Origin of the sequence: Pseudomonas sp. Sample_16 (genome assembly GCF_004307665.1) — a bacterium.
Taxonomy (GTDB): Bacteria; Pseudomonadota; Gammaproteobacteria; order Pseudomonadales; family Pseudomonadaceae; genus Aquipseudomonas.
Genome location: NZ_RCOB01000197.1, coordinates 82,093 through 105,894, shown reverse-complemented (window position 1 = coordinate 105,894; position 23,802 = coordinate 82,093). Strand labels below are relative to the sequence as shown.

26 protein-coding genes and 1 pseudogene are annotated in these 23,802 nt (G+C 59.0%); 23 read left to right on the top strand and 4 right to left on the bottom strand.

The window, feature by feature from the left end; genetic code table 11:
• Window positions 1–19: 19 nt before the first annotated feature.
• Genes D8U69_RS26335 through D8U69_RS26320 form a run of 4 tightly spaced genes read left to right on the top strand, consistent with a single transcriptional unit; the run spans window position 20 to window position 2,686 of the window.
• Window positions 20–808, top strand: a complete 789-nt coding sequence (locus D8U69_RS26335) for a ParA family protein (RefSeq protein ID WP_056853002.1) — start codon at window positions 20–22, stop codon at window positions 806–808.
• 1 nt (window position 809) lies between these two features.
• Window positions 810–1,766: a CheW domain-containing protein gene (locus D8U69_RS26330; protein ID WP_056853001.1), complete on the top strand. Its 957-nt coding sequence runs from the start codon at window positions 810–812 to the stop codon at window positions 1,764–1,766.
• Between the two features lie 41 nt (window positions 1,767–1,807).
• Window positions 1,808–2,293 (top strand): chemotaxis protein CheW, encoded by a 486-nt coding sequence (locus tag D8U69_RS26325; protein WP_007980742.1) that lies wholly within the window; start codon window positions 1,808–1,810, stop codon window positions 2,291–2,293.
• Window positions 2,294–2,686 carry a DUF2802 domain-containing protein gene (locus D8U69_RS26320; protein ID WP_056853000.1) on the top strand — a complete coding sequence of 131 codons (393 nt, stop codon included), beginning with the start codon at window positions 2,294–2,296 and terminating at the stop codon, window positions 2,684–2,686.
• A 133-nt stretch (window positions 2,687–2,819) separates the two neighbouring features.
• On the opposite strand, the pseudogene D8U69_RS26315 reads toward D8U69_RS26320, so the two are convergent.
• A pseudogene (locus D8U69_RS26315) lies at window positions 2,820–3,032 on the bottom strand (EscU/YscU/HrcU family type III secretion system export apparatus switch protein); the annotation flags it as partial.
• Window positions 3,033–3,143: 111 nt separating this feature from the next.
• Between D8U69_RS26315 and D8U69_RS26310 the strand changes: the two are divergent.
• The 6 genes from D8U69_RS26310 to D8U69_RS26285 all read left to right on the top strand — a co-directional run bounded on the left by D8U69_RS26310 (window position 3,144) and on the right by D8U69_RS26285 (window position 11,567).
• The gene (locus tag D8U69_RS26310; RefSeq protein WP_330219570.1) at window positions 3,144–3,419 is read left to right on the top strand and encodes a PAAR domain-containing protein; all 276 of its coding nucleotides are present in this window, start codon (window positions 3,144–3,146) and stop codon (window positions 3,417–3,419) included.
• Window positions 3,420–3,428: 9 nt separating this feature from the next.
• The gene (locus D8U69_RS26305; RefSeq protein WP_130903487.1) at window positions 3,429–4,508 is read left to right on the top strand and encodes a hypothetical protein; all 1,080 of its coding nucleotides are present in this window, start codon (window positions 3,429–3,431) and stop codon (window positions 4,506–4,508) included.
• A gap of 35 nt (window positions 4,509–4,543) precedes the next feature.
• Window positions 4,544–7,420 (top strand): type VI secretion system Vgr family protein, encoded by a 2,877-nt coding sequence (locus D8U69_RS26300; protein WP_130908470.1) that lies wholly within the window; start codon window positions 4,544–4,546, stop codon window positions 7,418–7,420.
• A 2-nt stretch (window positions 7,421–7,422) separates the two neighbouring features.
• Window positions 7,423–9,384 (top strand): phospholipase D-like domain-containing protein, encoded by a 1,962-nt coding sequence (locus D8U69_RS26295; protein ID WP_130908469.1) that lies wholly within the window; start codon window positions 7,423–7,425, stop codon window positions 9,382–9,384.
• A 3-nt stretch (window positions 9,385–9,387) separates the two neighbouring features.
• The gene (locus D8U69_RS26290; RefSeq protein ID WP_241668698.1) at window positions 9,388–10,419 is read left to right on the top strand and encodes a DUF6396 domain-containing protein; all 1,032 of its coding nucleotides are present in this window, start codon (window positions 9,388–9,390) and stop codon (window positions 10,417–10,419) included.
• Window positions 10,420–10,484: 65 nt separating this feature from the next.
• On the top strand, window positions 10,485–11,567 hold the full coding sequence (locus D8U69_RS26285; RefSeq protein WP_241668697.1) for a sel1 repeat family protein: 1,083 nt from the start codon (window positions 10,485–10,487) through the stop codon (window positions 11,565–11,567).
• Window positions 11,568–11,737: 170 nt separating this feature from the next.
• Here the strand turns inward: D8U69_RS26285 and D8U69_RS26280 are convergent, their stop codons facing one another.
• Both D8U69_RS26280 and D8U69_RS26275 read right to left on the bottom strand, forming a co-directional pair.
• On the bottom strand, window positions 11,738–12,067 hold the full coding sequence (locus D8U69_RS26280; RefSeq protein ID WP_130908468.1) for an EscU/YscU/HrcU family type III secretion system export apparatus switch protein: 330 nt from the start codon (window positions 12,065–12,067) through the stop codon (window positions 11,738–11,740).
• Window positions 12,064–13,638 carry a flagellar hook-length control protein FliK gene (locus D8U69_RS26275; protein ID WP_130908467.1) on the bottom strand — a complete coding sequence of 525 codons (1,575 nt, stop codon included), beginning with the start codon at window positions 13,636–13,638 and terminating at the stop codon, window positions 12,064–12,066. The genes D8U69_RS26280 and D8U69_RS26275 overlap by 4 nt, the downstream gene beginning before the upstream one ends.
• A 198-nt stretch (window positions 13,639–13,836) precedes the next feature.
• Between D8U69_RS26275 and ccmA the strand changes: the two genes are divergently transcribed.
• From ccmA to phnN, 11 genes are all read left to right on the top strand, one after another.
• The gene (ccmA, locus tag D8U69_RS26270) at window positions 13,837–14,472 is read left to right on the top strand and encodes a cytochrome c biogenesis heme-transporting ATPase CcmA (RefSeq protein WP_130905233.1); all 636 of its coding nucleotides are present in this window, start codon (window positions 13,837–13,839) and stop codon (window positions 14,470–14,472) included.
• Window positions 14,469–15,137: a heme exporter protein CcmB gene (gene ccmB, locus D8U69_RS26265; RefSeq protein WP_130908466.1), complete on the top strand. Its 669-nt coding sequence runs from the start codon at window positions 14,469–14,471 to the stop codon at window positions 15,135–15,137. Before ccmA ends, ccmB begins: the two co-directional genes overlap by 4 nt.
• A 90-nt stretch (window positions 15,138–15,227) precedes the next feature.
• Window positions 15,228–15,983, top strand: a complete 756-nt coding sequence (locus tag D8U69_RS26260; RefSeq protein ID WP_056852993.1) for a heme ABC transporter permease — start codon at window positions 15,228–15,230, stop codon at window positions 15,981–15,983.
• Entirely contained in the window at window positions 15,980–16,156 is a 177-nt protein-coding gene (gene ccmD, locus D8U69_RS26255; protein WP_008055370.1) for a heme exporter protein CcmD, read from the top strand. Before D8U69_RS26260 ends, ccmD begins: the two co-directional genes overlap by 4 nt.
• On the top strand, window positions 16,153–16,608 hold the full coding sequence (gene ccmE, locus D8U69_RS26250) for a cytochrome c maturation protein CcmE (RefSeq protein WP_056852992.1): 456 nt from the start codon (window positions 16,153–16,155) through the stop codon (window positions 16,606–16,608). Before ccmD ends, ccmE begins: the two co-directional genes overlap by 4 nt.
• A gap of 3 nt (window positions 16,609–16,611) precedes the next feature.
• Window positions 16,612–18,600 (top strand): heme lyase CcmF/NrfE family subunit, encoded by a 1,989-nt coding sequence (locus D8U69_RS26245; RefSeq protein ID WP_130905234.1) that lies wholly within the window; start codon window positions 16,612–16,614, stop codon window positions 18,598–18,600.
• Window positions 18,597–19,133 (top strand): DsbE family thiol:disulfide interchange protein, encoded by a 537-nt coding sequence (locus D8U69_RS26240; protein ID WP_056852990.1) that lies wholly within the window; start codon window positions 18,597–18,599, stop codon window positions 19,131–19,133. Before D8U69_RS26245 ends, D8U69_RS26240 begins: the two co-directional genes overlap by 4 nt.
• The gene (locus tag D8U69_RS26235) at window positions 19,130–19,600 is read left to right on the top strand and encodes a cytochrome c-type biogenesis protein (RefSeq protein WP_130908465.1); all 471 of its coding nucleotides are present in this window, start codon (window positions 19,130–19,132) and stop codon (window positions 19,598–19,600) included. The genes D8U69_RS26240 and D8U69_RS26235 overlap by 4 nt, the downstream gene beginning before the upstream one ends.
• Entirely contained in the window at window positions 19,597–20,799 is a 1,203-nt protein-coding gene (ccmI, locus tag D8U69_RS26230; RefSeq protein ID WP_056852988.1) for a c-type cytochrome biogenesis protein CcmI, read from the top strand. The genes D8U69_RS26235 and ccmI overlap by 4 nt, the downstream gene beginning before the upstream one ends.
• Before the next feature lie 13 nt (window positions 20,800–20,812).
• Window positions 20,813–21,223, top strand: coding sequence for a hypothetical protein (locus D8U69_RS26225; RefSeq protein WP_130905235.1), 411 nt, complete (start codon window positions 20,813–20,815; stop codon window positions 21,221–21,223).
• 130 nt (window positions 21,224–21,353) lie between these two features.
• Window positions 21,354–21,923 carry a phosphonate metabolism protein/1,5-bisphosphokinase (PRPP-forming) PhnN gene (gene phnN, locus D8U69_RS26220; RefSeq protein ID WP_130905236.1) on the top strand — a complete coding sequence of 190 codons (570 nt, stop codon included), beginning with the start codon at window positions 21,354–21,356 and terminating at the stop codon, window positions 21,921–21,923.
• A gap of 51 nt (window positions 21,924–21,974) precedes the next feature.
• Here phnN and D8U69_RS26215 read toward each other — a convergent pair whose 3' ends face one another.
• Window positions 21,975–22,874, bottom strand: coding sequence for a LysR family transcriptional regulator (locus D8U69_RS26215; protein WP_130905237.1), 900 nt, complete (start codon window positions 22,872–22,874; stop codon window positions 21,975–21,977).
• A gap of 278 nt (window positions 22,875–23,152) precedes the next feature.
• On the opposite strand from D8U69_RS26215, the gene D8U69_RS26210 reads away from it, so the two are divergent.
• Both D8U69_RS26210 and D8U69_RS26205 read left to right on the top strand, forming a co-directional pair.
• The gene (locus D8U69_RS26210; RefSeq protein ID WP_130905274.1) at window positions 23,153–23,338 is read left to right on the top strand and encodes a type II toxin-antitoxin system HicA family toxin; all 186 of its coding nucleotides are present in this window, start codon (window positions 23,153–23,155) and stop codon (window positions 23,336–23,338) included.
• Complete coding sequence (locus D8U69_RS26205) at window positions 23,338–23,742, top strand: type II toxin-antitoxin system HicB family antitoxin (protein WP_056852984.1); 405 nt, start codon at window positions 23,338–23,340, stop codon at window positions 23,740–23,742. Before D8U69_RS26210 ends, D8U69_RS26205 begins: the two co-directional genes overlap by 1 nt.
• Window positions 23,743–23,802: the final 60 nt, after the last annotated feature.

Below are 23,802 nucleotides of genomic sequence, written 5' to 3'. Positions count from 1 at the left end.
GCCGGGAGGAACAATCCGAATGAGAGTCTGGGCAGTCGCCAATCAAAAGGGTGGTGTCGGTAAAACCACTTCATCCATCGCTTTAGCCGGTTTGCTGGCCGAGGCGGGCAAGCGCGTGGTTGTGGTCGACCTCGACCCCCACGGCTCGATGACCAGCTATTTCGGTTACGACCCCGACAGCCTGGAACATAGCAACTACGACCTGTTCCTGCACAAGGGCAACGTGCCCCAGGGCTTGCCGGGGCAGCTGCTGCTGTCGACCAGCGACCCGCGCATTTCCCTGCTGCCTTCGAGCACCGCGCTGGCGACCCTCGAGCGTCAGTCGCCGGGGCAGAGTGGGCTGGGACTGGTGATCGCCAAGAGCCTGGCGCAGTTGTGGCAAGACTTCGATTACGCGGTGATCGACAGCCCGCCGCTGCTCGGTGTGCTGATGGTCAATGCCTTGGCGGCGAGCCAGCAGCTGGTGATCCCGGTGCAGACCGAACACCTGGCGGTCAAAGGCCTGGAGCGCATGGTCAACACGTTGGCGATGATCAACCGATCCCGCAAACAGGCGTTGCCGTTCACCATCGTGCCGACACTGTTCGACCGCCGCACCCAGGCCTCCCTGGGCACGCTGCGGGTCCTGCGCGATAAATTTCCAGAGGAAATCTGGCAAGGCTACATCCCGGTGGACACCCGCCTGCGCGATGCCAGCCGGGCCGGGCTGACGCCTTCGCAATTCGACGGCAAGAGTCGCGGCGTCCTGGCTTACCGCGCCTTGCTCAAGCATCTGCTGGCGGCACAACTTGTTCCGCAGGTGGCGTGAGATGAGTCTTGACCGGCCATTGAAACTCACGTCGCGTCCGCAATTGGCGCTGCAGTCGTATCTGGACAACCTTCTGCAAGAGGTGACCGAGGAACTGTTGGCTCCGCTTGACCCGCTTCCTGAGGTGGTCGAAGACGAAGCGGCACTCGATGAGTTCCAGGCCGCGGTGCTTGAAGAGCAGGCTCGTGACGCCCGGCAGGCTGGTTTTACTGCCGAGCCGGTCGCCAAAGCGGCCGTGCCGATGGAAGTGCCTGCACGTCCGGCAATTGCTGTGATCGAAGCACCCACGTCGATGCTGCCGTCGGTATCGACCATCGCGCCATTGCTGCAAACACTGGCGGCGCCCGTCGCCGAAGTACAGCAAGTGCCGGAACCGAAGGTTGCCGAGGTGCAGCCAACGCTGGTGGCGCCGGTGGTCGAAGTTCATCTGCCGCCCGCCAACACACCGCCACCGCTGGAAACCGACGATCGTCCTTCCTGGGCTGCCGAGCCGTTCGAATGCCTGTTGTTCGATGTCGCCGGCTTGACCCTGGCGGTGCCGCTGGTGTGCCTGGGTTCGATTTATTCCCTGGCCGGTCATGAACTGACGCCGTTGTTCGGGCAGCCGGAGTGGTTCCTCGGGATCCTGCCGAGCCAGGCTGGCAATCTGAAAGTGCTGGATACCGCTCGCTGGGTCATGCCCGACCGTTATCGCGACGATTTCAAGCAGGGCCTGCAATACGTCATTTCGGTTCAGGGTTACGAATGGGGGCTGGCGGTGCATCAAGTCAGTCGTTCGTTGCGCCTGGACCCGAACGAAATCAAGTGGCGCAGTCACCGTGGCCAGCGGCCATGGCTGGCCGGCACGGTGATTGAACACATGTGTGCGTTGCTCGACGTTTCCGCGCTGGCCGAGTTGATCGCCAGCGGCGGCGCAAAGCATATGGGCGGCAGTAAACCGCCGCATAAAACTACATAACAGAACAACACCGCCAGGGCGGTTTCTTGAGGGGTCAGGGTATGAATGACAAGGCAACGGCGGCAAAAGGTTCCGAAGATCCGATCCTGCAATGGGTCACCTTCAAGCTGGATAACGAGACCTACGGCATCAACGTGATGCGCGTTCAGGAAGTCCTGCGCTACACCGAAATCGCCCCGGTCCCGGGTGCGCCGAGCTACGTGCTGGGCATCATCAACCTGCGCGGTAATGTGGTCACCGTGATCGACACCCGCCAGCGCTTCGGCCTGATGAATGCCGAAATCAGCGACAACACCCGTATCGTCATCATCGAAGCCGACAAGCAGGTTGTCGGGATCATGGTCGACAGCGTGGCCGAAGTGGTTTACCTGCGTCAGTCGGAAATCGAAACCGCGCCAAACGTCGGTAACGAAGAATCCGCCAAGTTCATTCAAGGCGTGTGCAACAAGAACAACGAACTGCTGATCCTGGTCGAACTGGACAAGATGATGAGCGAAGAAGAATGGTCGGAACTGGAGAGTATCTGATTGATTCTTGAGGTTGCGGTCATTGTCCTGTTCCTGTTCTGGGCAGGCACGCTGGCGATGTTCCTGGCGTACATTCGCGCTCAGAAGCAGATCGCCGCACAACAGGCCCAGAGTGATGCGCAGCGGGATCAGCGCATCAAGGACCTGGGCAAGCGCGTTGACGACTATCAGAATGGCAACGTGCGCATGGGTGAAGACCTGCATGAGCTACGTGCGATCGTCGCGCCATTGCCGGACAAACTCGTTCAGCTGGAACAGCGCGACCCCACCAGCCTGTCGTTCGCCCAGGCGGCGCGACTGGTCGGGATGGGCGCGAGCGTCGACGAACTGACCCAGTCCTGCGGCTTGACCCAGGCTGAGGCGGAGTTGATGAGCAAGTTGCATAGGAACTGATCAGGTCGTTAGGGCCTGAAATCGCCATCGCGGGCAAGCCCGCTCCCACAGGGTTTGAGTGGTGGTCACAAACTTTGTGTGCACCATCAATCATTGTGGGAGCGGGCTTGCCCGCGATGGCGTCCTTGAATCCTCAGTAATCATCCCCGCGTTCGGTGATGTCCTTCTCGACCATGACCGCACCCGGATCCTGCCCCGCCGGAAACTTGTCTTTCAAATTCCACGCAAAGGCGATGATCTCGGCAATCTTGCGATACAACTCATCCGGAATGCTATCGCCCAATTCCATTCGCGCCAGCAACCTCACCAGCTCGGCGTTTTTGCAGATCGGCACTTTGTAATCTCGTTGCTGGGCGGTCCTAGGACAAGGACCACGCCGTCCTACGACCCCAGGCTACAAGTTTTACGGAATGCGCCGACTTGTGACAATTGTTTGCCGTCAGTACCGTGCAGCACAGTGCAAACACGGACGATTCCTGTGCGACCAATCATCGTTATCGACGACCCGACTTCTAGCGGAGGGAGGGTGCTTGAAGGATCACCCTCGACTTTTATCAATGGTCTCGCGGTTGCGAGACTCGGCGATCGGGTGTCCTGCCCTCACGGGGAGTGTTCCATCGTCAGTGGTGACGAAACGCTGCTGGTCGATGACAGAGCGGTGGCCCGCGACGGTGATCTGGTTTCCTGTGGTGCGCGGTTGGTTGCTACACAAAAGGACACCGGCGTTCTCTAAGGATTAGGGATGGCAATCCGTACGAGTATCTACGATCGAATCTCCGAGCGGCGTTTGGCCGCGCAGGAGCAGCAACGTCTGGCAGGCATGGTATTTCCCGAGGGCAAATTCGCCTCCGCCAGCGTCGACATTATCCGGGCCTGGGTCTGGCTTCCTTGTGGCTCATATGACGCGCCGTTGCCAGCGAGTGAGCTGGCGGGGCTGCATGCCGACGTCATTCAAGACCCACGCCTGCTTGATACGCGGGGACTTAGTCGGCCTGTCCGCCGTTTAGCCACCCCGGCCACAGGATGGCCGGAAGCCGAGGCGCTCGGTCGCTCCAGCGAAATCCTCAAGGCAGCTCTGAACACATGGGCGCCGGCATTTCGGCATTCAATCGACTGGCGCAACACTCAGGTTGTGTTGTTCGTTCCGGGTGCAGTCCGCGCCATGGACTGGCTTGATCGAGCCCTGAGCCTTTGGCCGACTGAGCTATTGCCGCATCGTGGTTTTGACCTGCAGACACAATCTGCGGCGCAGTGGTTGCCCGAGGTTCTGGCTCACAGTGCGGGAGCGCAATACCTGTTGTGCCTAAGCCTGGACACGTGGGCCTGCGAGGAACAGATAACGTTGTGTCCGCCTGAGGAGATGGCTGGCGAAGCGGTTAGTGCGGTGCTGCTGCGCCGCCAATCGGCGCAGACAGATCCGAGGTCCCACAGCCCCCTGAAGCTGTTTGCGCCGATCGAACTGGATCATCTTGCTCGCACTTCACGGGCTCGCCCCGATACGCAAATTTTCGAAAGGTTGATGACAGCGCTGTGTGAGGTTACGGCCATTAATCTTGCGCGAGTAAGCGTGCTGATCTCAGGTGGCGCGCTCGATCGCCAGCGGCTCATCCAGCTCAACGAGTATGCCCGGGACTTTTTGCCCGGGTTGGATCTTGACCGACAGATCTGCCTCAGCCCCCTTGGCGCTCGATTCGGGCCGGTGACCGAGCAATGGGTACAAATCGGCCTCGCCTGGCTGACCGCCCGCGCTGAACCTGGCTGCGCCGTCTGGATATTGGACTTTACCTCGGCCAACCAGACCCAAGGCTGGCTGATCGGCTGAAGCATCAAGGACTCATGACAAAGGGAGTTTGAACGGTGAATTCAATCAGTGACACCGCGATGTCCTCGTTCGGCCATCCGCTGAGCCAGGCCGAGCGCTTGTTGCAACTGACAACACCCCAAGGGCAAGAGCTGTTCGCGCTGCGAGCCCATGGTCAGGAGCGGATGGGTCGAGTGCCGCGTTACACGGTCGACGTGATCAATCAGGCTGCAGCATTCGACCCGGAGCTACTCATTGGTCAGGCGGTGCAACTGGGCATCAAGCTGGACGACGGTAGCTACAGCCCCAGGCATGGCTGGGTGGAAAGCGTGCGTTACCTGGGAAGCGACGGCGGGCTGGACGACTGGCAACTGGTCTTCGCTCCCTGGTTCAGCCTGTTGGAATACCGTGTGGATTGCCGGATCTGGCAGGAAATGAGCCTTCCCGACATCTTTGCCCAAGTGTTCCAGCACTATAGCCAGGCGAGGGGAGCGTACCGCTTCGAACTGTCACGGGAATATCCACTGCTGTCCTACGTCACCCAGTTCAACGAGACCGATGCCCATTTCGTGCAGCGTTGGTGTGAGCAAGAAGGTTTGTTCTGGTATGTGCAACATGAGGTGGACAGTCACTGCATTGTTTTCACTGACAGTCTCATGTTCCTGCCGACCCTCACCCCGGCGACCCTGCGGTTCCACACGCAACAGGCGGCCGACCTGCAAGACAGCATCACTCAATGGAGCCCCGGTGCCCGATTGCTCAATGGTGCAGTGCAAGCAAGCAGCAATGACTATTTCTGTCATGCCCGATCACAGGTCACGCGAACCGTGGCGCTGCCTGCTGCATCGGCGCCACCGGATCTCGAGCGTTATCAATACCGGGGGCAATATGCCTGGCAGAATCCCGACCGTGGCGATTGGCTCAGCCGTGTGCAGATTGAACAGGACGAATCGGCTGCCAGACGCATACAGGGACAAGGCGGCGTGCGCCAGATGCAACCCGGTCATGGATTCGAACTGGCCCAACATCCGTTGTATGAACTCAAGACGATCAAGGAGCGCCAATTCCTGATCATCGCGGTGGAGTTCTTCGCCCAGAGCAACCTGCCAGTCGGCATGCAGCGAATCAGCCCGCCCGGCAGCCTGAATGCGCTTTTCGAATCCGAGCAGCGCCAGTCGATGTACGCAGTGAAAAGCGAAGGCTTCTACCTGAACCGCTTTGAGACTCAGCGTCTGGACATCGCTTATCGCAGCCCGTTCGCTCATGCCAAACCGGCCAGTCCCGGCCCGCAGACCGCAGTCGTAGTGGCCCCGAGCGGCCGCGAAGTCTTTACCGACAGCCTTAATCGGATCTGCGTACGCTTCCATTGGGACCGCCTGGTAAAGGATGGCGAACTGGGCTCATGTTGGCTGCGCATGATGCAGGCCAGCAGCGGCCAGGAGTGGGGGAGTGTGAATGTGCCCCGCTCTGGTGAGGAAGTTGTGATCACCTTCCTCGACAACGACATCGACCGGCCACTGGTGATGGGGCAAGTCTACGGCGGGCATAAGCCCGCCTGGCACTCAAGCGGTTTGATGAGTGGTTATAAAAGCCGGGAAATCCAGGGGCGCGGCTACAACCAGTGGGTGATGGACGACTCCACCGGCCAGGTTCGTACCCAGATCCACAGCAGTCATGGACACAGCCAGCTGAACCTCGGCTACCTGATAGATCAACAGGGCAATCAGCGCGGCGGCTTGCGCGGCACCGGTTTTGAGTTACGTACGGATGCCTATGGTGCCTTGCGCGCACAGCAAGGGCTGTATCTGAGCACATGGCCGCGCAACAACGCGCAAGGCGGCCAGGTCGATGTTCGAGAAGCCCGGCTGCAACTGACGAATGCTCAAGAGCGCGTAAGGGCATTGTCCGAGGCCGCTCAGCAGCACAATGCCCTGCCGATGCAGGGGGGCGTCGACAGCCTTGAGCAACTGACCGCCGACACTCAGCTTAACTATGGCAGCGATGACAACAGCGTCTCCAGCGCCAAGCGGCAAACGCGCAACGCGGGTGATACCGATGCAGCGATCAGCAGTGGCGGCCGGGGCCAGACCCCCGGTTACCACAAACCGTTGCTGATCGCTTCGGCCCCGGCCGACATCGCCACTGCGACGCCGCAAAATACCCACCTGCACAGCGGCAAGCAGTTGACTCTCTCAACGGGTGAGGACATCAACCTCGCCAGCGGCAAGTCATTGCTGGCCAGCGTTGCTGAAGGTATCAGCCTGTTTGCCCAGGCCGCGGGCGCCAAATTGTTTGCGGCCAAAGGCAAGATCGAAATCCAGGCGCAGAGCGATTGCATCGAACTCACCGCCAGGGACAGCGTGCGCATTACGTCGACCGCACGCACCGTCGAGATCGCCGCGCAGGAGGAAATCCTGCTCACCAGCGGCGGCGCCTACATCCGTATCAAAGACGGCAATATCGAAATCCATGCGCCCGGCACCGTTGATGTAAAGGGTGTGAAGAAAACGTTCAGTGGCCCGGCGCAACTCAATCGCGATAACCCGGCGTGGCCCACAGCCTCGCTCAGGCAAACGCTCACATTGATGGTGGGGCAAAGCAGTGTCGCAGGTTATCAGCCCTGGGCAGGCATGCCTTACAAGGTGTTCGCCGATGGCGCGCCGGCTGGAAACGGTGTCATGGATGCCAGTGGCCAAATCGCCGTTGACCACCATGCCACCACCAGCCGTTACCGCATCGAGCTGGCTAACGGGGTCAAGTACAACGTGCCGGTGGCCGGCGACTACACGGATGATCCGGACAACGCCGAGCGGGCGAATCAGGGTTTTCAACGCCATTCGAGCCAGCCACATCCCGAGATCACGCCCCCGGATGACGCCAGTCAGTTCCGCCAGGCTTACACCCAACTTAACTCGCCGAAGCCGGAGGCTTGAAGATGACCACCCCCACGATCACTGTCCCGGTCGCCACCAGCAAAACCATGTCATGTCAGCTCAACCTGCCGTGGTTCGTGCAGAACACCGAATACCATCCGGTGCCCGCGACATTCGAACCTCTGGTCAACGGCGAGCGTGCGTTCGGTGCGGTGTATGACGCCATCCTGGCGGCCAAAAGCAGCGTGGAAATCATCTGCTGGGGCTTTCAGCCTTCGATGTATTTCAAGCGGGGCGACACCAGTTCGCTGTGCATTGGAGATCTGCTGATCAAGAAAGCCAACGAAGGTGTTCAAGTCCGGATCCTGTGCTGGTACGACACGTTGCGCGTGGCCCAGACTTCGGAGAATTCGACCCCGGGTGACAATGTTTCCAATTGGTTCGGCAAGTTCAGGCAAAACCGAAACGACGCGCAAATCGAGTATGACAAGTTGTGGTATCGGCAGATCCGGCTTGCCTACACCGGCGCTGAAACCGGTCCGATCGAGCTGGGACAACGCTTCTTCCGCATGCTGATGTGGGGCAATGAGCCCTCGTTGAGCATCAAGAACATCGAGTTCGTTACCCGCGACTTCGGCTTGCTTGACCGGGCAGAGATTGCCTGGCGGCTGGCCATGAAATCGATGGATGAGGATCGCAGTACCCGCAACAAAGTCATGAGTTCGGTGGCGATGTTTGCCGAACCGACCCATCACCAGAAAATGGTCCTGGTGGATTATGAAAAACCGCAGGTCGCGGTGGGTTTTGTCATGGGGCATAACACGCTGGATGCCTACTGGGACAACGACCAGCACGGCTACGAGCGACTGCACCCACAGTTCGGACGCAATGGCGAAACGCCCAGGCAGGATATTTCCAGCCGGGTGACCGGCCCGGTGCTTGAGCACCTGAATCACAATTTTTGTGTGGCCTGGAAAAAAGAAACCCGCATCGACCTGCTGGCTTCTCGTCAACACATCGCCCCGCAACTTCATGTACGACCAGGGCATGGCACCGCCGTCATGGCCCAGATCCTCAGGACGCAAAGCCAGGACAACAAGCGAGACATCGAGAAGCTGTATTTGAAAGCCGTCAACAACACGACCCGATTCATCTACATCGAGAACCAATACTTTCGCTGGCCACCCCTGGCGGAAAAAATCAAAAGCGTTGCGCAAGCCCTCATCGACGGCGGGCGCGATCTCGAAACATATGGGCCGCTCTATCTCTTCGTCGTCACCAACTCCACCCAGGAGGCCATGGGGGACGGCTCGGTCAATACGTTCCGCATGTTGAAGCAATTGGGGCGTCCGGAACTGATGCCGGGGGTGGCCAGAGCCGAACGTCGTGACCAATTGTTGGCCGACATTGAGCAAGCCAAACAAGCAGAACGTTTGGCCACGGTGAACAAAGGGGTTTTTGAAAGAATATACGGCACTGACCCTGAGGCGTCGGCGGCGCGCTATTTCGAAACGCTGAAAACCAACCTGGCGCAGGCACGGGCCAAGGTTGAAACGCTTGAAAAAAGACTTCCAGGCCTTGATCGGGAAATTATTTCACCGTCCGAAATTCCCGGGTTGAAAGTGCATATCTGTACGTTGGTGGCGCCAGACTCACCGCCCGGACAGTGGATGGATGTGTATGTGCACAGCAAGTTGATGATTGTCGACGATGTTTTCACCACCCTCGGCTCAGCGAACATCAATACCCGCAGTATGCAGGTAGACAGTGAGTTGAATATTTGCATTGAGGATCCTGCGGTTACGAAGCCGTTGCGGGAGCATTTGTTTGGGGTGCATACGGGGGGTGAAGCGTTTGGATCTGATATGGATGGGATGTTCAAAAGGTGGAATGAGATTCTTGTAGAAAATAACGCCCGAAGAGTGGAGGGACTGCAAAGAAAAATGGCAATGGATTTAAAATCTCCAGTTGCGTCGTTAGTTGAATTTTTGCAAGAGAGTCCTGAAAGAAAGAATTGGGACTGAGCGATGAAGAAAGTAATTATTGTTTTATTTTTTTGTTTTTTTATGTTGGCGTGTTCGAAAAAGGAAGAAAGGATGCTCGAACCTTCGCAAATAGACTTTGCCTACGGTAAATTGGTGTTTAAGTGTGTGTATGAACGCGATTCCTTGCCGGAATTGAACAAGGACGCGGACGTCCTCTATCGGTATGGCCTTTACTTGGAAAAACGTAAAGGACAGAAGGATTACAACGACATCGCCCGCTATTATCGTATCGCGGCTGCACATGATCATTACAAAGCCGCGACTAATCTGCAATATCTGCTGTCAACCGGACAGACCCATTCTCCCGACTCAAGCAAAGAGACCATTGATCTAGCTGAGTACTATGTGGCCAAAGGCATTCCTGGGTCCTATTACGACATGGCGCATTACCTGGAGTTAGGTTATGGCGTCAAACAAGATGTTGCTGCTTCCAGAGCTTACTTTCGGAGGGCTGCCGACTTGGGAAGTCCAGACGCTCAGTATTACATAGGCCGGCTTCTATCTTACGTTCCCAATACGGCTGATATCATGATGGCAATGTACAAGTGTGCGATGGAACAAGGGCATCGATTAGCAGGAAGAAGTTATTCAAGTTATACGAAAGTAATCGGAAAGTATCAAGAAGCTCTGCACGGTTATCATGCGGCAACCCGAAATGGCGACGATCTGAGTGCGTATAGCCTCGCTAATGCATTCAAAGGACCACCTGTGTCTAATGAACTAAGCTATTTGGCATTACATCGAGATGACGAACGCGTCGATCGATACAATAAAATCAGCGACTTCCTGACACGCCACGAACACCTCGGAGCAAAAATCCCCGACCTGGATGACATCGTCCCACTCCCCCCTGCAACCCTTCCCGAGTGGGATGGCACCTTCCAATGGAAACGAGAGCGTGACTCGGCGGTGCCCGTCATTCCTTCCGCAGAGCTGATCGAGAAACTCAGCGCAGAGAAAGGCCTCGACCCTGCCACCGGCCTGCCACTGCCAAAACTCAGCGAGGCCACCTGAGCATTACCGTGTGGATTTGTAAGTGGGCAGTTTGGGAAGTGAATGGATGATAGCGAAGGTACTCAATGAAACGTGATGACATGCGGCGAAACTTGATAAGTAATCGGCTTGGGGTGGGTAGGCTGTTACTGGCGTTTGTCAGCTACTTGCTGATCACGGCCTGCTCAGAAAAAGACGAGCCAATGCCTGAATCTGCGTCGGCGGACTTCGCTTACAGTAGTCTGGAATTCAAGTGCGTTCACGAAAGCGATTCGTTACCGGTATTGGATCAGGACGCGGACATTCTCTATCGGTATGGTATTTACCTGGAAAAACGTAAAGGGCAAAAGGATTACACTGAGATCGCCCGCTATTATCGTCTCGCAGCTGCACACGACCATTACAAAGCTGCGACAAATTTGCAATACCTCCTGTCAACTGGGCAAGCAAGTTCTCCTGGCGCAAGTAAGGAAGTTATCGATCTGGCTGAATATTATGTCGCCAAAGGCATCCCCGGGGCGTACTACGACATGGCGCATTACCTTGAGTTGGGTTATGGCGTTAAACAGGATGTTGCCGCGTCTAGAGCGTATTTTCGGCAGGCAGCCGATTTGGGGAATCCGCACGCCCAATACTACATAGGTAGACTTTTATCTTATGTGCCCAATATGGCAGATGTTATGTTGAAAATGTACAAGTGTGCTATGGAACAAGATAGTGCCCTAGCGGCAAGATACTACGCAGTTTACTCGAACGGCTCGGAGCTATACCAAGAGGCCCTGCGCGCACATCAAACAGCTATCCGAAATGGCAACGTCACTAGCGCACATAGTCTTGAAAATGCTTTTAAAGGACCACCGCCATCTGATGAACTTTACTATATGGCATTAGAACAAGATGACGAACGCGTCGATCGATACGGTAAAATTATGTTTTTTTTGAGTCGCCACGAACACCTCGGAGCAAAAATCCCCGACCTGGATGACATCGTCCCACTCCCCCCTGCAACCCTTCCCGAGTGGGATGGCACCTTCCAATGGAAACGAGAGCGTGACTCGGCGGTTCCCGTCATTCCCTCCGCAGAGCTGATCGAGAAACTGAGCACAGAGAAAGGCCTCGATCCTGCCACCGGCCTGCCACTGCCAAAACCCACCGGGAGCCTTAATTGACCATGGCCCGGCACTGGCTGCCCGCGAATGGGCATTCTGAATAAACGCGGCGCCCTTGCGTCCATCGCGAGCAGGCTCGCTCTTACAGTCGTTCGGTGTCGTTCACAAAATCCGCTGCCGCCACGGATCACTGTGGGAGCCAGCCTGCTGGCGATGGCGTCCTTGAATTCTTAGTAGTCCTCCCCGCGTTCGGTAATGTCCTTCTCGACCATGACCGCATCCGGATCCTGCCCCGCCGGAAACTTGCCTTTGAGATTCCAGGCAAAGGCGATGATCTCGGCAATCGTGCGATACAGCGCTTCCGGAATACTGTCGCCGAGCTCCATCCGCGCCAGCAGTCTCACCAGTTCGGCGTTTTCGTAGATCGGCACTTCATAGTCGCGGGCGATCCGCAGGATTTCTTCCGCCAGTTCTTCGTCACCCTTGGCTGTGAGGGTCGGGGCGTGGCTGCCGTCGTATTTGAGGGCGATGGCCTGGCGTGGGGCGTTGGGAATGTTCATGCGTTTTCGTCGACCCAGCGTTGTTCGAGGCGGGTTTGTGGGCCTTGGGGCGGTTTGCCGTGGTGGCAATCGAGATCGCCGACGTTCAGGCCGCAATCGAGCATGCGCGCGCGCAATGTCGCCAGATTGCTTTCGATGAGGCTGGCGGTGTACGGCCGTTCGGCCCACAGCTGGCTGGACAGGCTGCCCTTGATCAACTGCGCCTGAACCTGAATCGGCCCCAGCGGCTCCATGTCGAAGGCCAGATCGACCCGCCACAATTGTTGTTTCGGCTCGCGTTCGTCGCGGCGTTCCTGAGGTTGATCGCTATCCGGTGCGTCTTCGCGCTGGAACTTGATCTGCAAGGGCACGATGTCCTGCAGATTGCGCATTGGCACTTCCAGCTGCCAGGTGCTCATCAGTCGTCCGTCGTTGGTCACTCCGGTTTGCTCCAGGCTCGATAACTGATGGCTTTGCAGGCGTGAAACCGCTGCCGCGGCGAGGCGCAGCAGGTGTTCGAGATCGTCTTCGCCGTCCGCGCTCTGCAACATCCGTTCGGGCAGTGGAAAACTGGTGGGCGACGGCTTGGCACTGACCTGTCCGAGCATGCCCAACGCGTTGCGTACGAAACTCGGCATCGCCTGGGCCAGGGTGTTGGCGGCGATGATTGCACCGAGATTGGTACTGGCCGGCAGCCCCGGCGTCAGTTGCGCGATCAGCTTGAGCAGGTCGCCTTTCATGTCGGGTGCCAGCGCCGGGTTCTGGCCGGTCAGCAGTTTCGATTCGAGGAACGCACCGCTACCGGCGAGCGCCAGCGCCAAGCCTTTTGGTGTACTCAGTTGGTGAACGTCCGGCAGTCCGGCCAGCAGCTTGTCTACCGCAGCACGCACGTCACTGGAGGTCTGGTTCGAAGGCGGCAGGTTTTGCAGGAGCTTGAGCAAGCCATCTAGAGAACCTTGACGGCTGGTCTGGCTGACCAGTTGCTGGGTCACCGCCAACTGTTCCTGACGGCTGCTCAGCGGTACGAATTTCAGCGTATGCGTGTCCTGCACCTGCGCGCTGAGCAAGGTGCCGATGCGCAAGGGTTGCGGGCTGTCGACACTCAGGGTGCTGCCGCTCAATGCGGTGTTGAGCAGGCTGACCATCGAGCGAAACACCGTCGGTTGGCCGGGCACTTGAGGCAACACCTGGGAGGTCAGCACTTTGCCCTGCAACAGCGTACCGACTGGCAGTTGCGCGGTGTCGATGCGGGTGAGCGTGGCGACGCTGGAAGCAATGGCTTGTTGAACGGTGATCGCCAGATTGCCCGCCGACGGCTGCGTCACGGCGACGCTGGTGCCCTGGGCCAGCGGTTGATTACTGGTGGCCTGGACCGTGGTCTGGCGGCCGCTTTCGAGGGTGACCTTGAGCAATAGCTGGAACGTCTGGTCCGCCTGCTTGAGCGACAGCACTTCAGCCTTGGCGGTCTGGCCCGCCGTGATCAGACCTTCGATGGGCGTCAGCAGCTTGAGCAACTCGCCGCTTACTACCTGTGGGCGCGCAGAAGTCGGGGTGATCTGCGGCAGCGGGAGGATGTTCATTTCGCCTGTCATACGCGGTCACAACCTTGGGAAAATGCACTCTTTAGAGTAGGAGCTGGCATGTATAATGCCGCGCAGTTGTATACAGAGTGCCGGAAACATTGCAATTATTTGATCCAGCTCGTTAGTTCGGGCCGCCATTACCTTTATCCTGCATCTCTTTAACGGCCGCGCCAGAGCCGACTTGAACCGTATAAGGCCCGTGAACCCTTGACCAGTCCTGTCCTGCAAACCGTTGCCCTTGCCTGTGAGCGAGACCTTCGGCTGCTCTTCGAAAATCTCGATTTGCGACTGGCCAGTGGCGAAATGGTACAGATCAGCGGCCCCAACGGCAGCGGCAAGACGAGTCTGTTGCGTCTGTTATCAGGCCTGATGCAGCCGACGGCCGGTGAGGTTCTGCTCAACGGCCAGCCGTTGAACGAGCAACGCACCGAGCTGGCGCGCAATCTGTTGTGGATCGGCCATGCCGCCGGGATCAAGGACTTGCTGACGCCGGAAGAGAACCTGAGTTGGCTCTGTGCCCTGCATCAACCCGCTTCCCATGAAGCGATCCGGGACGCTTTGGCCGCAGGCGGGCTGCGCGGTTTCGAAGATGTGCCTTGTCACACATTGTCCGCCGGCCAGCAACGCCGCGTTGCCTTGGCGCGTTTGTATCTGGAGAGCCCGCCGCTGTGGATTCTCGACGAACCATTCACGGCCCTCGACAAGCAAGGCGTGGCGCAACTCGAAGAGCACCTGGCTGCGCACTGCGAACGCGGTGGGATGGTGGTGTTGACCACTCACCATACGCTGAGCCGCATGCCGGCCGGTTATCGCGACATCGATCTGGGGAAATGGGCCGTATGAGTGTTTTCGGCCTGTTGGTGGCCCGTGAGGCCCGTCTATTGTTCCGCCGTCCTGCTGAACTGGCCAACCCGTTGGTGTTCTTCGCGATTGTGGTTTCGTTGTTCCCGCTGGCGGTCGGTCCCGAGTCTCAATTGTTGCAAACCTTGTCTCCGGGGTTGGTCTGGGTGGCCGCGCTTTTATCGGTCCTGCTCTCGCTGGACGGGCTTTTCCGCAGTGATTTCGAAGACGGATCCCTTGAACAGTGGGTCCTTTCGCCGCACCCCCTGGCTCTTCTGGTTTTGGCCAAGGTGCTGGCACACTGGGCGTTTTCCGGCCTGGCACTGGTTTTGCTCGCACCCTTGCTGGCGTTGATGCTCGGTTTGCCTGCCGCCTGTCTGCCGGTGTTGCTGCTTTCTTTGTTGCTCGGTACACCGGTGCTGAGCCTGCTCGGAGCGGTGGGCGCAGCGCTGACGGTGGGTTTGAAGCGCGGCGGCCTGTTGCTGGCGCTGCTGATTCTGCCGTTGTACATCCCGGTGTTGATCCTTGGCAGTGGCGCCTTGCAGGCCGCCTTGCAAGGCATGCCGGCGACCGGTTATCTGCTGTGGCTGGGTAGCCTGACCGCCCTGGTGATAACCCTGACACCTTTTGCAATAGCTGCTGGCCTGAAGATCAGCGTCGGCGAATAATAACGAGGTCTGGTCATTTTTTGATCACTTCTTTTGAAGAAAGACAGGCCCTGGCTCTTCACAGTAAAGAGCAACCGTGACGGAAACACTATGAACTGGACGTGGTTTCACAAGCTCGGCTCGCCCAAATGGTTTTACGGCATCAGTGGCAAAATGCTGCCATGGCTGAGTGTCGCGGCGTTGCTGCTGATCGGCGTTGGCGTGGTCTGGGGCCTGGCGTTCGCGCCGCCGGACTACCAGCAGGGCAACAGCTTCCGCATCATTTATATCCACGTTCCGGCCGCCATGCTGGCGCAGTCCATCTACGTGATGCTGGCGGTGTGCGGCGTCGTCGGGCTGGTGTGGAAGATGAAACTGGCCGACGTCGCCCTGCAATGCGCAGCGCCCATCGGTGCCTGGATGACTGCCGTGGCGCTGGTCACCGGGGCGATCTGGGGCAAACCGACCTGGGGCTCGTGGTGGGTCTGGGATGCACGACTTACGTCGATGCTTATCCTGCTTTTCCTGTACTTCGGTCTCATTGCGCTGGGCAACGCCATCAGCAATCGTGACAGTGCGGCCAAGGCCTGCGCGGTGCTGGCGATTGTCGGCGTGATCAATATCCCGATCATCAAATACTCGGTGGAGTGGTGGAACACCCTGCACCAGGGCGCGACTTTCACCCTCACCGAAAAACCGGCGATGCCCGCCGAGATGTGGCTGCCATTGCTGCTGACGGCGCTGGGTTTCTACTGCTTCTTCGGCGCGGTATTGCTACTGCGCATGCGCCTTGAAGTGCTCAAGCGCGAAGCACGGGCCAGTTGGGTGAAAGCCGAAGTGCAAAGCAGCCTGGAGGTCGCTCGATGAGTTTTGCGTCATTCGGCGATTTCCTCGCCATGGGCCATCACGGCCTGTATGTCTGGTCGGCCTATGGCATTTGCCTGGCAGTGCTGGCCCTCAACGTGGCGGCGCCGATCCTGGCCCGCAAGCGGTATCTGCAACAAGAGGCGCGTCGTCTGCGCCGGGAGAACGGCAAGTGAATCCCCTGCGTAAAAAGCGTCTGATCATCATTCTGGCGATTCTGGTCGGCGTCGGCGCTGCCGTCGGCCTGGCCCTGAGTGCCCTGCAGCAGAACATCAATCTGTTTTACACACCGACCCAGATCGCCAACGGCGAAGCCCCCCAAGACACGCGCATCCGCGCGGGCGGCATGGTCGAGGCCGGTTCCTTGCAGCGTTCCGGCGACTCGCTGGATGTAAAGTTCGTCGTCACCGACTTCAACAAATCCGTGACCATCGCTTATCGCGGCATCCTCCCGGACCTGTTCCGCGAAGGGCAGGGCATCGTTGCCCTGGGCAAACTCAATGCCGATGGCGTAGTGGTGGCCGATGAAGTGCTGGCCAAGCACGATGAAAAGTACATGCCGCCGGAAGTGACCAAGGCGTTGAAAGACAGCGGTCAATCGGCTCCAACGCCCGCGAAGGAGGGTTGATCCATGACATCCGGCATCTTCATTCCCGAGCTTGGTCATTTGGCCATGATCCTGGCCCTGTGTTTCGCTCTGGTTCAAGCCGTGGTGCCGTTGATCGGTGCCTGGCGCGGTGACCGTTTCTGGATGAGCCTGGCCCAGCCAGCCGCGTGGGGGCAGTTCGCGTTCTTGCTGTTCGCCTTCGGTTGCCTGACCTACGCCTTCATGGTCGACGACTTCTCCGTGGCTTATGTGGCCAATAACTCCAACAGTGCGTTGCCGTGGTATTACAAGTTCAGCGCGGTGTGGGGCGCCCACGAAGGTTCATTGCTGTTGTGGGCCTTGATCCTCGGCGGCTGGACCTTCGCCGTCTCAGTGTTCTCCCGGCAGTTGCCGCAAGTCATGCTGGCCCGCGTCCTGGCGGTGATGGGCATGATCAGTACCGGTTTCCTGCTGTTCCTGATTCTCACGTCGAACCCGTTCAAGCGCATCCTGCCGCAAGTGCCCGGCGATGGCGCCGACCTTAACCCGTTGCTGCAAGACATCGGCCTGATCGTGCACCCGCCGATGCTGTACATGGGCTATGTCGGTTTCTCCGTGGCCTTCGCTTTCGCCATCGCCGCGTTGATGGGCGGGCGACTCGACGCGGCGTGGGCGCGTTGGTCGCGTCCGTGGACCATTGTCGCCTGGGCTTTCCTTGGCATCGGTATCACCCTCGGTTCGTGGTGGGCTTACTACGAACTCGGCTGGGGCGGCTGGTGGTTCTGGGATCCGGTGGAAAACGCCTCGTTCATGCCCTGGCTGGTGGGCACGGCGCTGATTCACTCGCTGGCGGTCACCGAGAAACGCGGCGTGTTCAAGAGCTGGACCGTGCTGCTGGCGATTGCTGCGTTTTCGTTGAGCCTGTTGGGCACTTTCCTCGTGCGTTCCGGTGTGTTGACCTCGGTTCACGCCTTCGCCTCCGACCCGGAACGCGGCGTGTTCATCCTGATCTTCCTGCTGTTTGTGGTCGGCGGTTCGCTGACCCTGTTCGCCTTGCGCGCACCGGTGGTCAAGAGTCAGGTCGGTTTCAACCTGTGGTCCCGGGAAACCTTGCTGCTGGGTAACAACCTGGTGCTGGTGGTGGCGGCGTCGATGATCCTGCTCGGCACGCTGTACCCGTTGATTCTCGATGCCATGACCGGCGCCAAGCTGTCGGTCGGCCCGCCGTACTTCAACGCGCTGTTCATTCCATTGATGGCGTTGCTGATGCTGGTGATGGCGGTCGGCGTGATCGTGCGTTGGAAAGACACCCCGGTGAAATGGCTGGTCAGCATGCTGACCCCGGTGCTGCTCGGCAGTGCCGCGCTGGCGGTGGTGGCCGGCGTTGCCTACGGTGATTTCAATTGGGCAGTGCTGGCGACCTTCATGCTCGCCGCCTGGGTGTTGCTGGCCGGCGTGCGTGACATCTTCGACAAGACGCGCCACAAAGGCCTGATCAAAGGCCTGCCAACCCTGACCCGCAGCTATTGGGGCATGCAGGTGGCGCACCTGGGGATTGCCGTGTGTGCGCTGGGTGTGGTGTTGTCGAGCCAGAACAGTGCCGAACGCGACCTGCGCCTGGCGCCGGGTGAATCCATGGACCTGGGCGGTTACCAGTTCGTGTTCGAAGGCGCCAAGCACTTTGAGGGTCCGAACTTCACGTCCGACAAGGGCACCGTACGGGTGATCCGCGATGGCAAGGAAATCAGCGTGCTGCATCCGGAAAAACGCCTCTACACCGTGCAGAACTCGGTAATGACCGAAGCCGGGATCGACGCCGGTTTCACCCGTGACCTTTACGTCGCACTGGGCGAGCCGCTGGGCGATGGCGCCTGGGCGGTGCGCGTGCACGTCAAACCGTTCGTGCGCTGGATCTGGTTCGGTGGCTTGCTCACGGGCCTGGGCGGGTTGCTGGCGGCGCTGGATCGGCGTTATCGCGTCAAGGTCAAAAGCCGCGTGCGTGAAGCACTGGGCATGTCGGGAGCCACTGCATGAAGCGTTGGTTAATGTTGTTGCCGCTGGCGATTTTTCTGCTGGTGGCGGTGTTCCTCTATCGCGGTTTGTACCTGGACCCGGCCGAGCTGCCTTCGGCCATGATTGGCAAGCCGTTCCCGGAGTTTTCCCTGCCAGCGGTGCAGGGCGATAAAACCCTGACCCGCGCCGACATTCTCGGTAAGCCGGCGCTGGTCAACGTCTGGGGCACCTGGTGCATTTCCTGCCGGGTCGAGCACCCGGTGCTGAACAAACTGGCCGAGAAGGGCGTGGTGATCTACGGCATCAACTACAAGGACGTCAACGCCGATGCCTTGAAGTGGCTGGCGGAATTCCACAACCCGTACCAACTGGACATCCGCGACGACGCCGGCACCCTGGGCCTGAACCTCGGTGTTTACGGCGCTCCGGAAACCTTCTTCATCGACGCCAAGGGCATCATCCGCGACAAGTTCGTCGGCGTGATCGACGAGCAAGTCTGGCGTGAAAAACTGGCGGCCAAGTATCAGGCGCTGGTCGACGAGGCCAAGCCATGAAGCGTTGGATCGCCGCCGTTGTCCTGGGCCTGAGCATGGCCGGTGTGGCCCATGCCGCCATCGACACCTACGAGTTCGCCAAGGAAGGCGACCGCGAGCGTTTTCGCGAACTGACCAAGGAGTTGCGTTGCCCCAAGTGCCAGAACCAGGACATTGCCGATTCCAACGCACCGATCGCCGCTGACTTGCGCAAAGAAATTTTCCGCATGCTTGGCGAGGGCAAGGACAACCAGCAGATCATCGACTTCATGGTCGATCGCTACGGTGATTTCGTCCGTTACAAACCCGCCCTCAACGCCAAGACCGCCTTGCTCTGGTTCGGCCCTGCCGGCCTGCTGCTGGGTGGTTTGGTGATCATCGCGGTGATTGTCCGCCGTCGTCGTGTGCAACGCGCCGATGCCCCGGGCTCGCTTTCTGCCGAGGAGCGCAAGCGCCTCGATCAACTGTTGGATAAAAACCAAGAATGATTGATTTCTGGCTCGCTGCAGGTCTGCTCCTACTGGTGGCCCTGAGTTTTCTGCTGATCCCCATTCTGCGCAGTCGTCGCGCCCAGCTCGAAGAGGATCGTACCGCCCTGAACGTGGCGCTGTATCAGGAGCGCGTGGCTGAGTTGCAGACTCAGCAGGAAGAGGGCGTACTCGACGCCGCGCAAATGGCTGCCGGCCGCGCCGAAGCAGCCCGTGAATTACTCGCCGACACCGAGGGCGTTGCCGCGCCGCGTGTCTCGCGTCTGGGCAAACCGGCACCGCTGTTGGCGGCGATCCTGGTCCCCGTGCTGGGCTTGGCTTTGTACCTGCATTTCGGTGCCAGCGACAAAGTCGAGTTGACCCGGGAATTCTCCCAGGCACCGAAGTCGATGGAAGAAATGACCCAGCGTCTGGAGCGTGCAGTCGCGGCACAGCCAGACTCTGCTGAGGCGCTGTATTTCCTTGGCCGTACGTATATGACTCAGGATCGTCCGGCCGATGCAGCGAAAATTTTCGAGCGCACTGTGAACCTGGCCGGACGTCAGCCCGAATTGTTGGGGCAGTGGGCGCAGGCCTTGTACTTCGCGGATGGCAAGCAGTGGTCGGACAAGATCCAGGCGTTGACTGACGAAGCGTTGAAAGCCGATCCGAAAGAAGTCACCAGTCTCGGATTGTTGGGCATCGCGGCGTTCGAAGGCGAGCGTTACCAGCAAGCGGTCGATTACTGGAATCGCCTGCTGGAGCAATTGCCTGCGGACGATAAATCGCGGATCGCGCTGCAAGGCGGAATTACCCGCGCCACCGAGAAACTGGTCGCCAGCGGTGGTCAGGTGGCCAAGGCGCCAGCGGCCAAGGCATCGGCATTGCTCAAGGTCAGTGTCGATCTGGCTCCGGAGCTCAAGGCCAAGGTGCAGCCCGGTGACAGCGTGTTCATCTTCGCCCGCGCCACTTCCGGCCCACCCGCGCCATTGGCAGCCAAGCGCCTGACCGTGGCCGACCTGCCGGCAACCGTCGAACTGGGCGATGCCGACGCAATGATGCCGCAGTTGAAACTGTCGAACTTCCCTGAAGTCCAACTGGTTGCGCGCATCTCCCGCGCCGGCCAACCAACGGCTGGCGAGTGGATCGGTCGCAGCCAGCCACTGTCCAGCAGCACGACAGCGCCGCAAAAACTGACCATCGACAGCCCGGACAAATAACAGGAATGCAAACATGACCGCCATCGCTCGAATTACCCTGCTCAGCGTTGTTTTAGGGCTGAGCGCTTGTGCGGTTCAACGGCCTCCGATGGAGCAGCCGGCGCCGTCACGGATTCCGCCGTCGCAGCCAAGTACCAAGCCTGCACCGACTACCGTGCCGAGCAAACCGACGACGCCGGCCAAGCCAGCCAAACCGTTGCCTCGCACTTCCGCCAGTTTCGCGCCGCCGCCCGGGGGCAACAGTCACTGGGATCCCAAGCTTGGGGTTTATGTGCTGGATGATCAGCCCAATACCTTTTATCGCCAGCGGACCTATTACCGTTGGGATAATGGCTGGAGCCGTTCGATCAGTCCGAAAGGGCCTTGGGAGGAAACGGATATCCAAGGGGTGCCGGGTGGTTTGGGCCGGCAGTTCGGGCAATGATGCAAAAGGCGACCGTCGAGGTCGCCTTTTTTATGGCCGTTGAAACCGTTGCGCCATCGTCGAACAATGCACGGTCAGGACCGTTTGCCAGTGGCCTTACCAATAAACGACCAATGCCGAGGGTATGTTGATGTCAGGCAGGTTGATCTATCTCATCGGACCTTCCGGTTCGGGCAAGGACAGCCTGTTGGATGCTGCGCGCGCGCGGCTGGCCGAACGTGGCTGCCGCATCGTTCGACGCGTGATCACACGTTCGGCCGAAGCGCTGGGTGAAGCGGCGCTGGGCGTCAGCACGCAGCAGTTCGCCGAGATGGAAGCACAGGGTGCGTTTGCCTTGAGCTGGCATGCCAATGGCCTCTCGTATGGCATCCCGCGGGAAATCGACGATTGGCTGGCCGCTGGCAATGACGTGCTGGTCAACGGCTCGCGCGGGCACTTGCAGAACGCTCGCGCGCGTTATCCGAACATGCACGTGGTGCTGCTGACCGTGGACCAAACCGTGTTGCGTGCACGTTTGTTGGCCCGAGGGCGCGAATCCGTGGCGGAAATCGATGCGCGACTGGCGCGCAATGCCCGTTTCAACAAGCGTGTCCTTGCCGACAACGACCCGACCTTGCGGATACTCGACAATTCCGGAGCCTTGGAAAATACAGTGACGCGCTTGCTTGAATGCATTGATGAGCAATCCGCATGGGCATGATGCTGGCGGCCGGGTCTACCTCGGTTGAATTTCGGTAAAAGCTTCGCCCCGTCATCGATGGGCACTGGCCTGTGTCATCAACAATCCCTGCACATATTCCACAAACGCCCGCGCCTTGGCGCTGGCCATTCTGCCGGTGGGGAACACGGCCCACAGGTCCTGATTGGGCAAGGTCCATTCGTGCATGACTTCACGGACCGCACCGCTGGCCAGCTCCGGCGCGAACATCCACTGCGACGCCATGGTCAGCCCTTGATGGGACAGTACGGCCGCACGCAATCCTTCTGCGGCGCTGATGCGCAGGCGGCCATTGATGATCACCGATTGCTCCTCTCCAGCCCTTTTGAACAGCCAGTTGGCGCTGCCGCCCAGGGTGTAGACGATTGCCTGATGATTGCACAGGTCTGATGGACAAGTGGGTTCAGGGTGTTTTTCGAAGTACGCCGGTGTACCCAGCACGACGCGCCGACATTCGGCGATCTTGCGCGCGGTGAGCCCCGAGTCGCTCAAGGTGCCCATTCGCAGAGCGACATCAACGCCTTCTTCCACCAGATTGACGTTGCGATCATCGAGCATCAGGTCAATGTTCAGTTCCGGGTTCTGCTCAAGAAATGGCCCAAGGTACGGCACGATATGTATTCGGCCGAACGTCACCGCAGTGCAGGCACGCAGATTGCCAGTCAGTCCGCGGGCCGCACCGCGGGCGGCGGCCTCTGCCTCATCGGCTTCTTCGAGGGCGCGTTTGGCCCGCTCGAAGAATGCCAGCCCGGCCTCGGTGGGCGCCAGGCCCCGGGTGGAACGCAACAACAGTCGCACCGCCAGCCGCGATTCGAGTTGCGCGATGATTTTCGACACGGCGGGCTGACCGATATTCAGGCGTCTGGCCGCTGCGGAAAACGACCCGGTTTCCACCACGTAGACAAAGGTTTCCATTGCGCCCAGGCGATCCATCGGTAGTCCTTTTAGAGATTCAATGCACAAGCGAACCTGCTGGCGATAGTCGCCTATCGGTCAGGCCCTGGTCATTGAGTGTAATCGGGGCAGGCTTTGGCGTAACCGGCCACGCCGCTTTCTGCCGGAAAGGAAGAAGCGTCGGATAACACACTTTGTAAAACAGCCGAGCGTCGCGTCTGGCGTTTTTGTGCTTGAGTAAAGATAACTCTAGGGTTACTTTTGATTGGGCCGAAGCAAGGAGGCGGGTGGTGTAGAGCAGGCTATTGATCAAGGAAATGATGGAGGCGGGTTGGACACTGGATCGGGTCACTGGCAGTCATCACATCTTCACTCACCGTTTCAACCCATACACGATTCCCGTTCCCCATCCGAAAAAGGCTTTACCCCTGGGAACGGTCAAGAGCATCAGGAGGCGAGCCGGGCTGTTTTGCCCGCCAGCCAGTTACACAGGAGATCCATAATGCAATATCCAATCTGTATCGAATGGGGCGACGAGAACACTGCCATCGGTATTCAGATCCCCGATATTCCCGGAGCGGTCACGGCCGGGGATACCTTTGAAGATGCTTACAACGCTGCTGTTGAAATTGCCCACATCATGCTGCAGGAAATAGCCGCAGACGGAGAAACGATTCCGATGCCGACTTCGGCGGCGATGCATCGTGCCAATCCGGAATTCGCCGACATGGGCTGGGGCATGCTGGAACTGGACATCTCGCCTTACATGGGCAAAACCGAGAAGGTCAATGTCACCTTGCCCGGCTATGTGATCCAGCGTATCGACCGCTATGTGCGTGAGCACAATGTCAAAAGCCGCTCGTCATTTCTGGCGGATGCGGCGCTGGAGAAGCTGGTTCGGCAATAAGTATTTTCAACTGCACGGCAATCGAGAGCAGGCTCGCTCCCTCAGTGTTCACCCATGACT

Excerpts from the sequence above, each read along its gene's own strand:
- D8U69_RS26285 (WP_241668697.1), top strand. The coding sequence starts at position 10,485 with ATGAAACGTGATGACATGCGGCGAAACTTGATAAGTAATCGGCTTGGG.
- ccmB (WP_130908466.1), top strand. The coding sequence starts at position 14,469 with ATGAGTGTTTTCGGCCTGTTGGTGGCCCGTGAGGCCCGTCTATTGTTC.
- D8U69_RS26240 (WP_056852990.1), top strand. The coding sequence starts at position 18,597 with ATGAAGCGTTGGTTAATGTTGTTGCCGCTGGCGATTTTTCTGCTGGTG.
- D8U69_RS26235 (WP_130908465.1), top strand. The coding sequence starts at position 19,130 with ATGAAGCGTTGGATCGCCGCCGTTGTCCTGGGCCTGAGCATGGCCGGT.
- D8U69_RS26260 (WP_056852993.1), top strand. The coding sequence starts at position 15,228 with ATGAACTGGACGTGGTTTCACAAGCTCGGCTCGCCCAAATGGTTTTAC.
- D8U69_RS26245 (WP_130905234.1), top strand. The coding sequence starts at position 16,612 with ATGACATCCGGCATCTTCATTCCCGAGCTTGGTCATTTGGCCATGATC.
- D8U69_RS26205 (WP_056852984.1), top strand. The coding sequence starts at position 23,338 with ATGCAATATCCAATCTGTATCGAATGGGGCGACGAGAACACTGCCATC.
- D8U69_RS26275 (WP_130908467.1), bottom strand. The coding sequence starts at position 13,638 with ATGACAGGCGAAATGAACATCCTCCCGCTGCCGCAGATCACCCCGACT.
- D8U69_RS26295 (WP_130908469.1), top strand. The coding sequence starts at position 7,423 with ATGACCACCCCCACGATCACTGTCCCGGTCGCCACCAGCAAAACCATG.
- D8U69_RS26330 (WP_056853001.1), top strand. The coding sequence starts at position 810 with ATGAGTCTTGACCGGCCATTGAAACTCACGTCGCGTCCGCAATTGGCG.
- ccmD (WP_008055370.1), top strand. The coding sequence starts at position 15,980 with ATGAGTTTTGCGTCATTCGGCGATTTCCTCGCCATGGGCCATCACGGC.
- D8U69_RS26210 (WP_130905274.1), top strand. The coding sequence starts at position 23,153 with ATGATGGAGGCGGGTTGGACACTGGATCGGGTCACTGGCAGTCATCAC.
- ccmI (WP_056852988.1), top strand. The coding sequence starts at position 19,597 with ATGATTGATTTCTGGCTCGCTGCAGGTCTGCTCCTACTGGTGGCCCTG.
- D8U69_RS26280 (WP_130908468.1), bottom strand. The coding sequence starts at position 12,067 with ATGAACATTCCCAACGCCCCACGCCAGGCCATCGCCCTCAAATACGAC.
- phnN (WP_130905236.1), top strand. The coding sequence starts at position 21,354 with ATGTCAGGCAGGTTGATCTATCTCATCGGACCTTCCGGTTCGGGCAAG.
- D8U69_RS26335 (WP_056853002.1), top strand. The coding sequence starts at position 20 with ATGAGAGTCTGGGCAGTCGCCAATCAAAAGGGTGGTGTCGGTAAAACC.
- D8U69_RS26305 (WP_130903487.1), top strand. The coding sequence starts at position 3,429 with ATGGCAATCCGTACGAGTATCTACGATCGAATCTCCGAGCGGCGTTTG.
- D8U69_RS26325 (WP_007980742.1), top strand. The coding sequence starts at position 1,808 with ATGAATGACAAGGCAACGGCGGCAAAAGGTTCCGAAGATCCGATCCTG.
- D8U69_RS26215 (WP_130905237.1), bottom strand. The coding sequence starts at position 22,874 with ATGGATCGCCTGGGCGCAATGGAAACCTTTGTCTACGTGGTGGAAACC.
- D8U69_RS26225 (WP_130905235.1), top strand. The coding sequence starts at position 20,813 with ATGACCGCCATCGCTCGAATTACCCTGCTCAGCGTTGTTTTAGGGCTG.
- D8U69_RS26290 (WP_241668698.1), top strand. The coding sequence starts at position 9,388 with ATGAAGAAAGTAATTATTGTTTTATTTTTTTGTTTTTTTATGTTGGCG.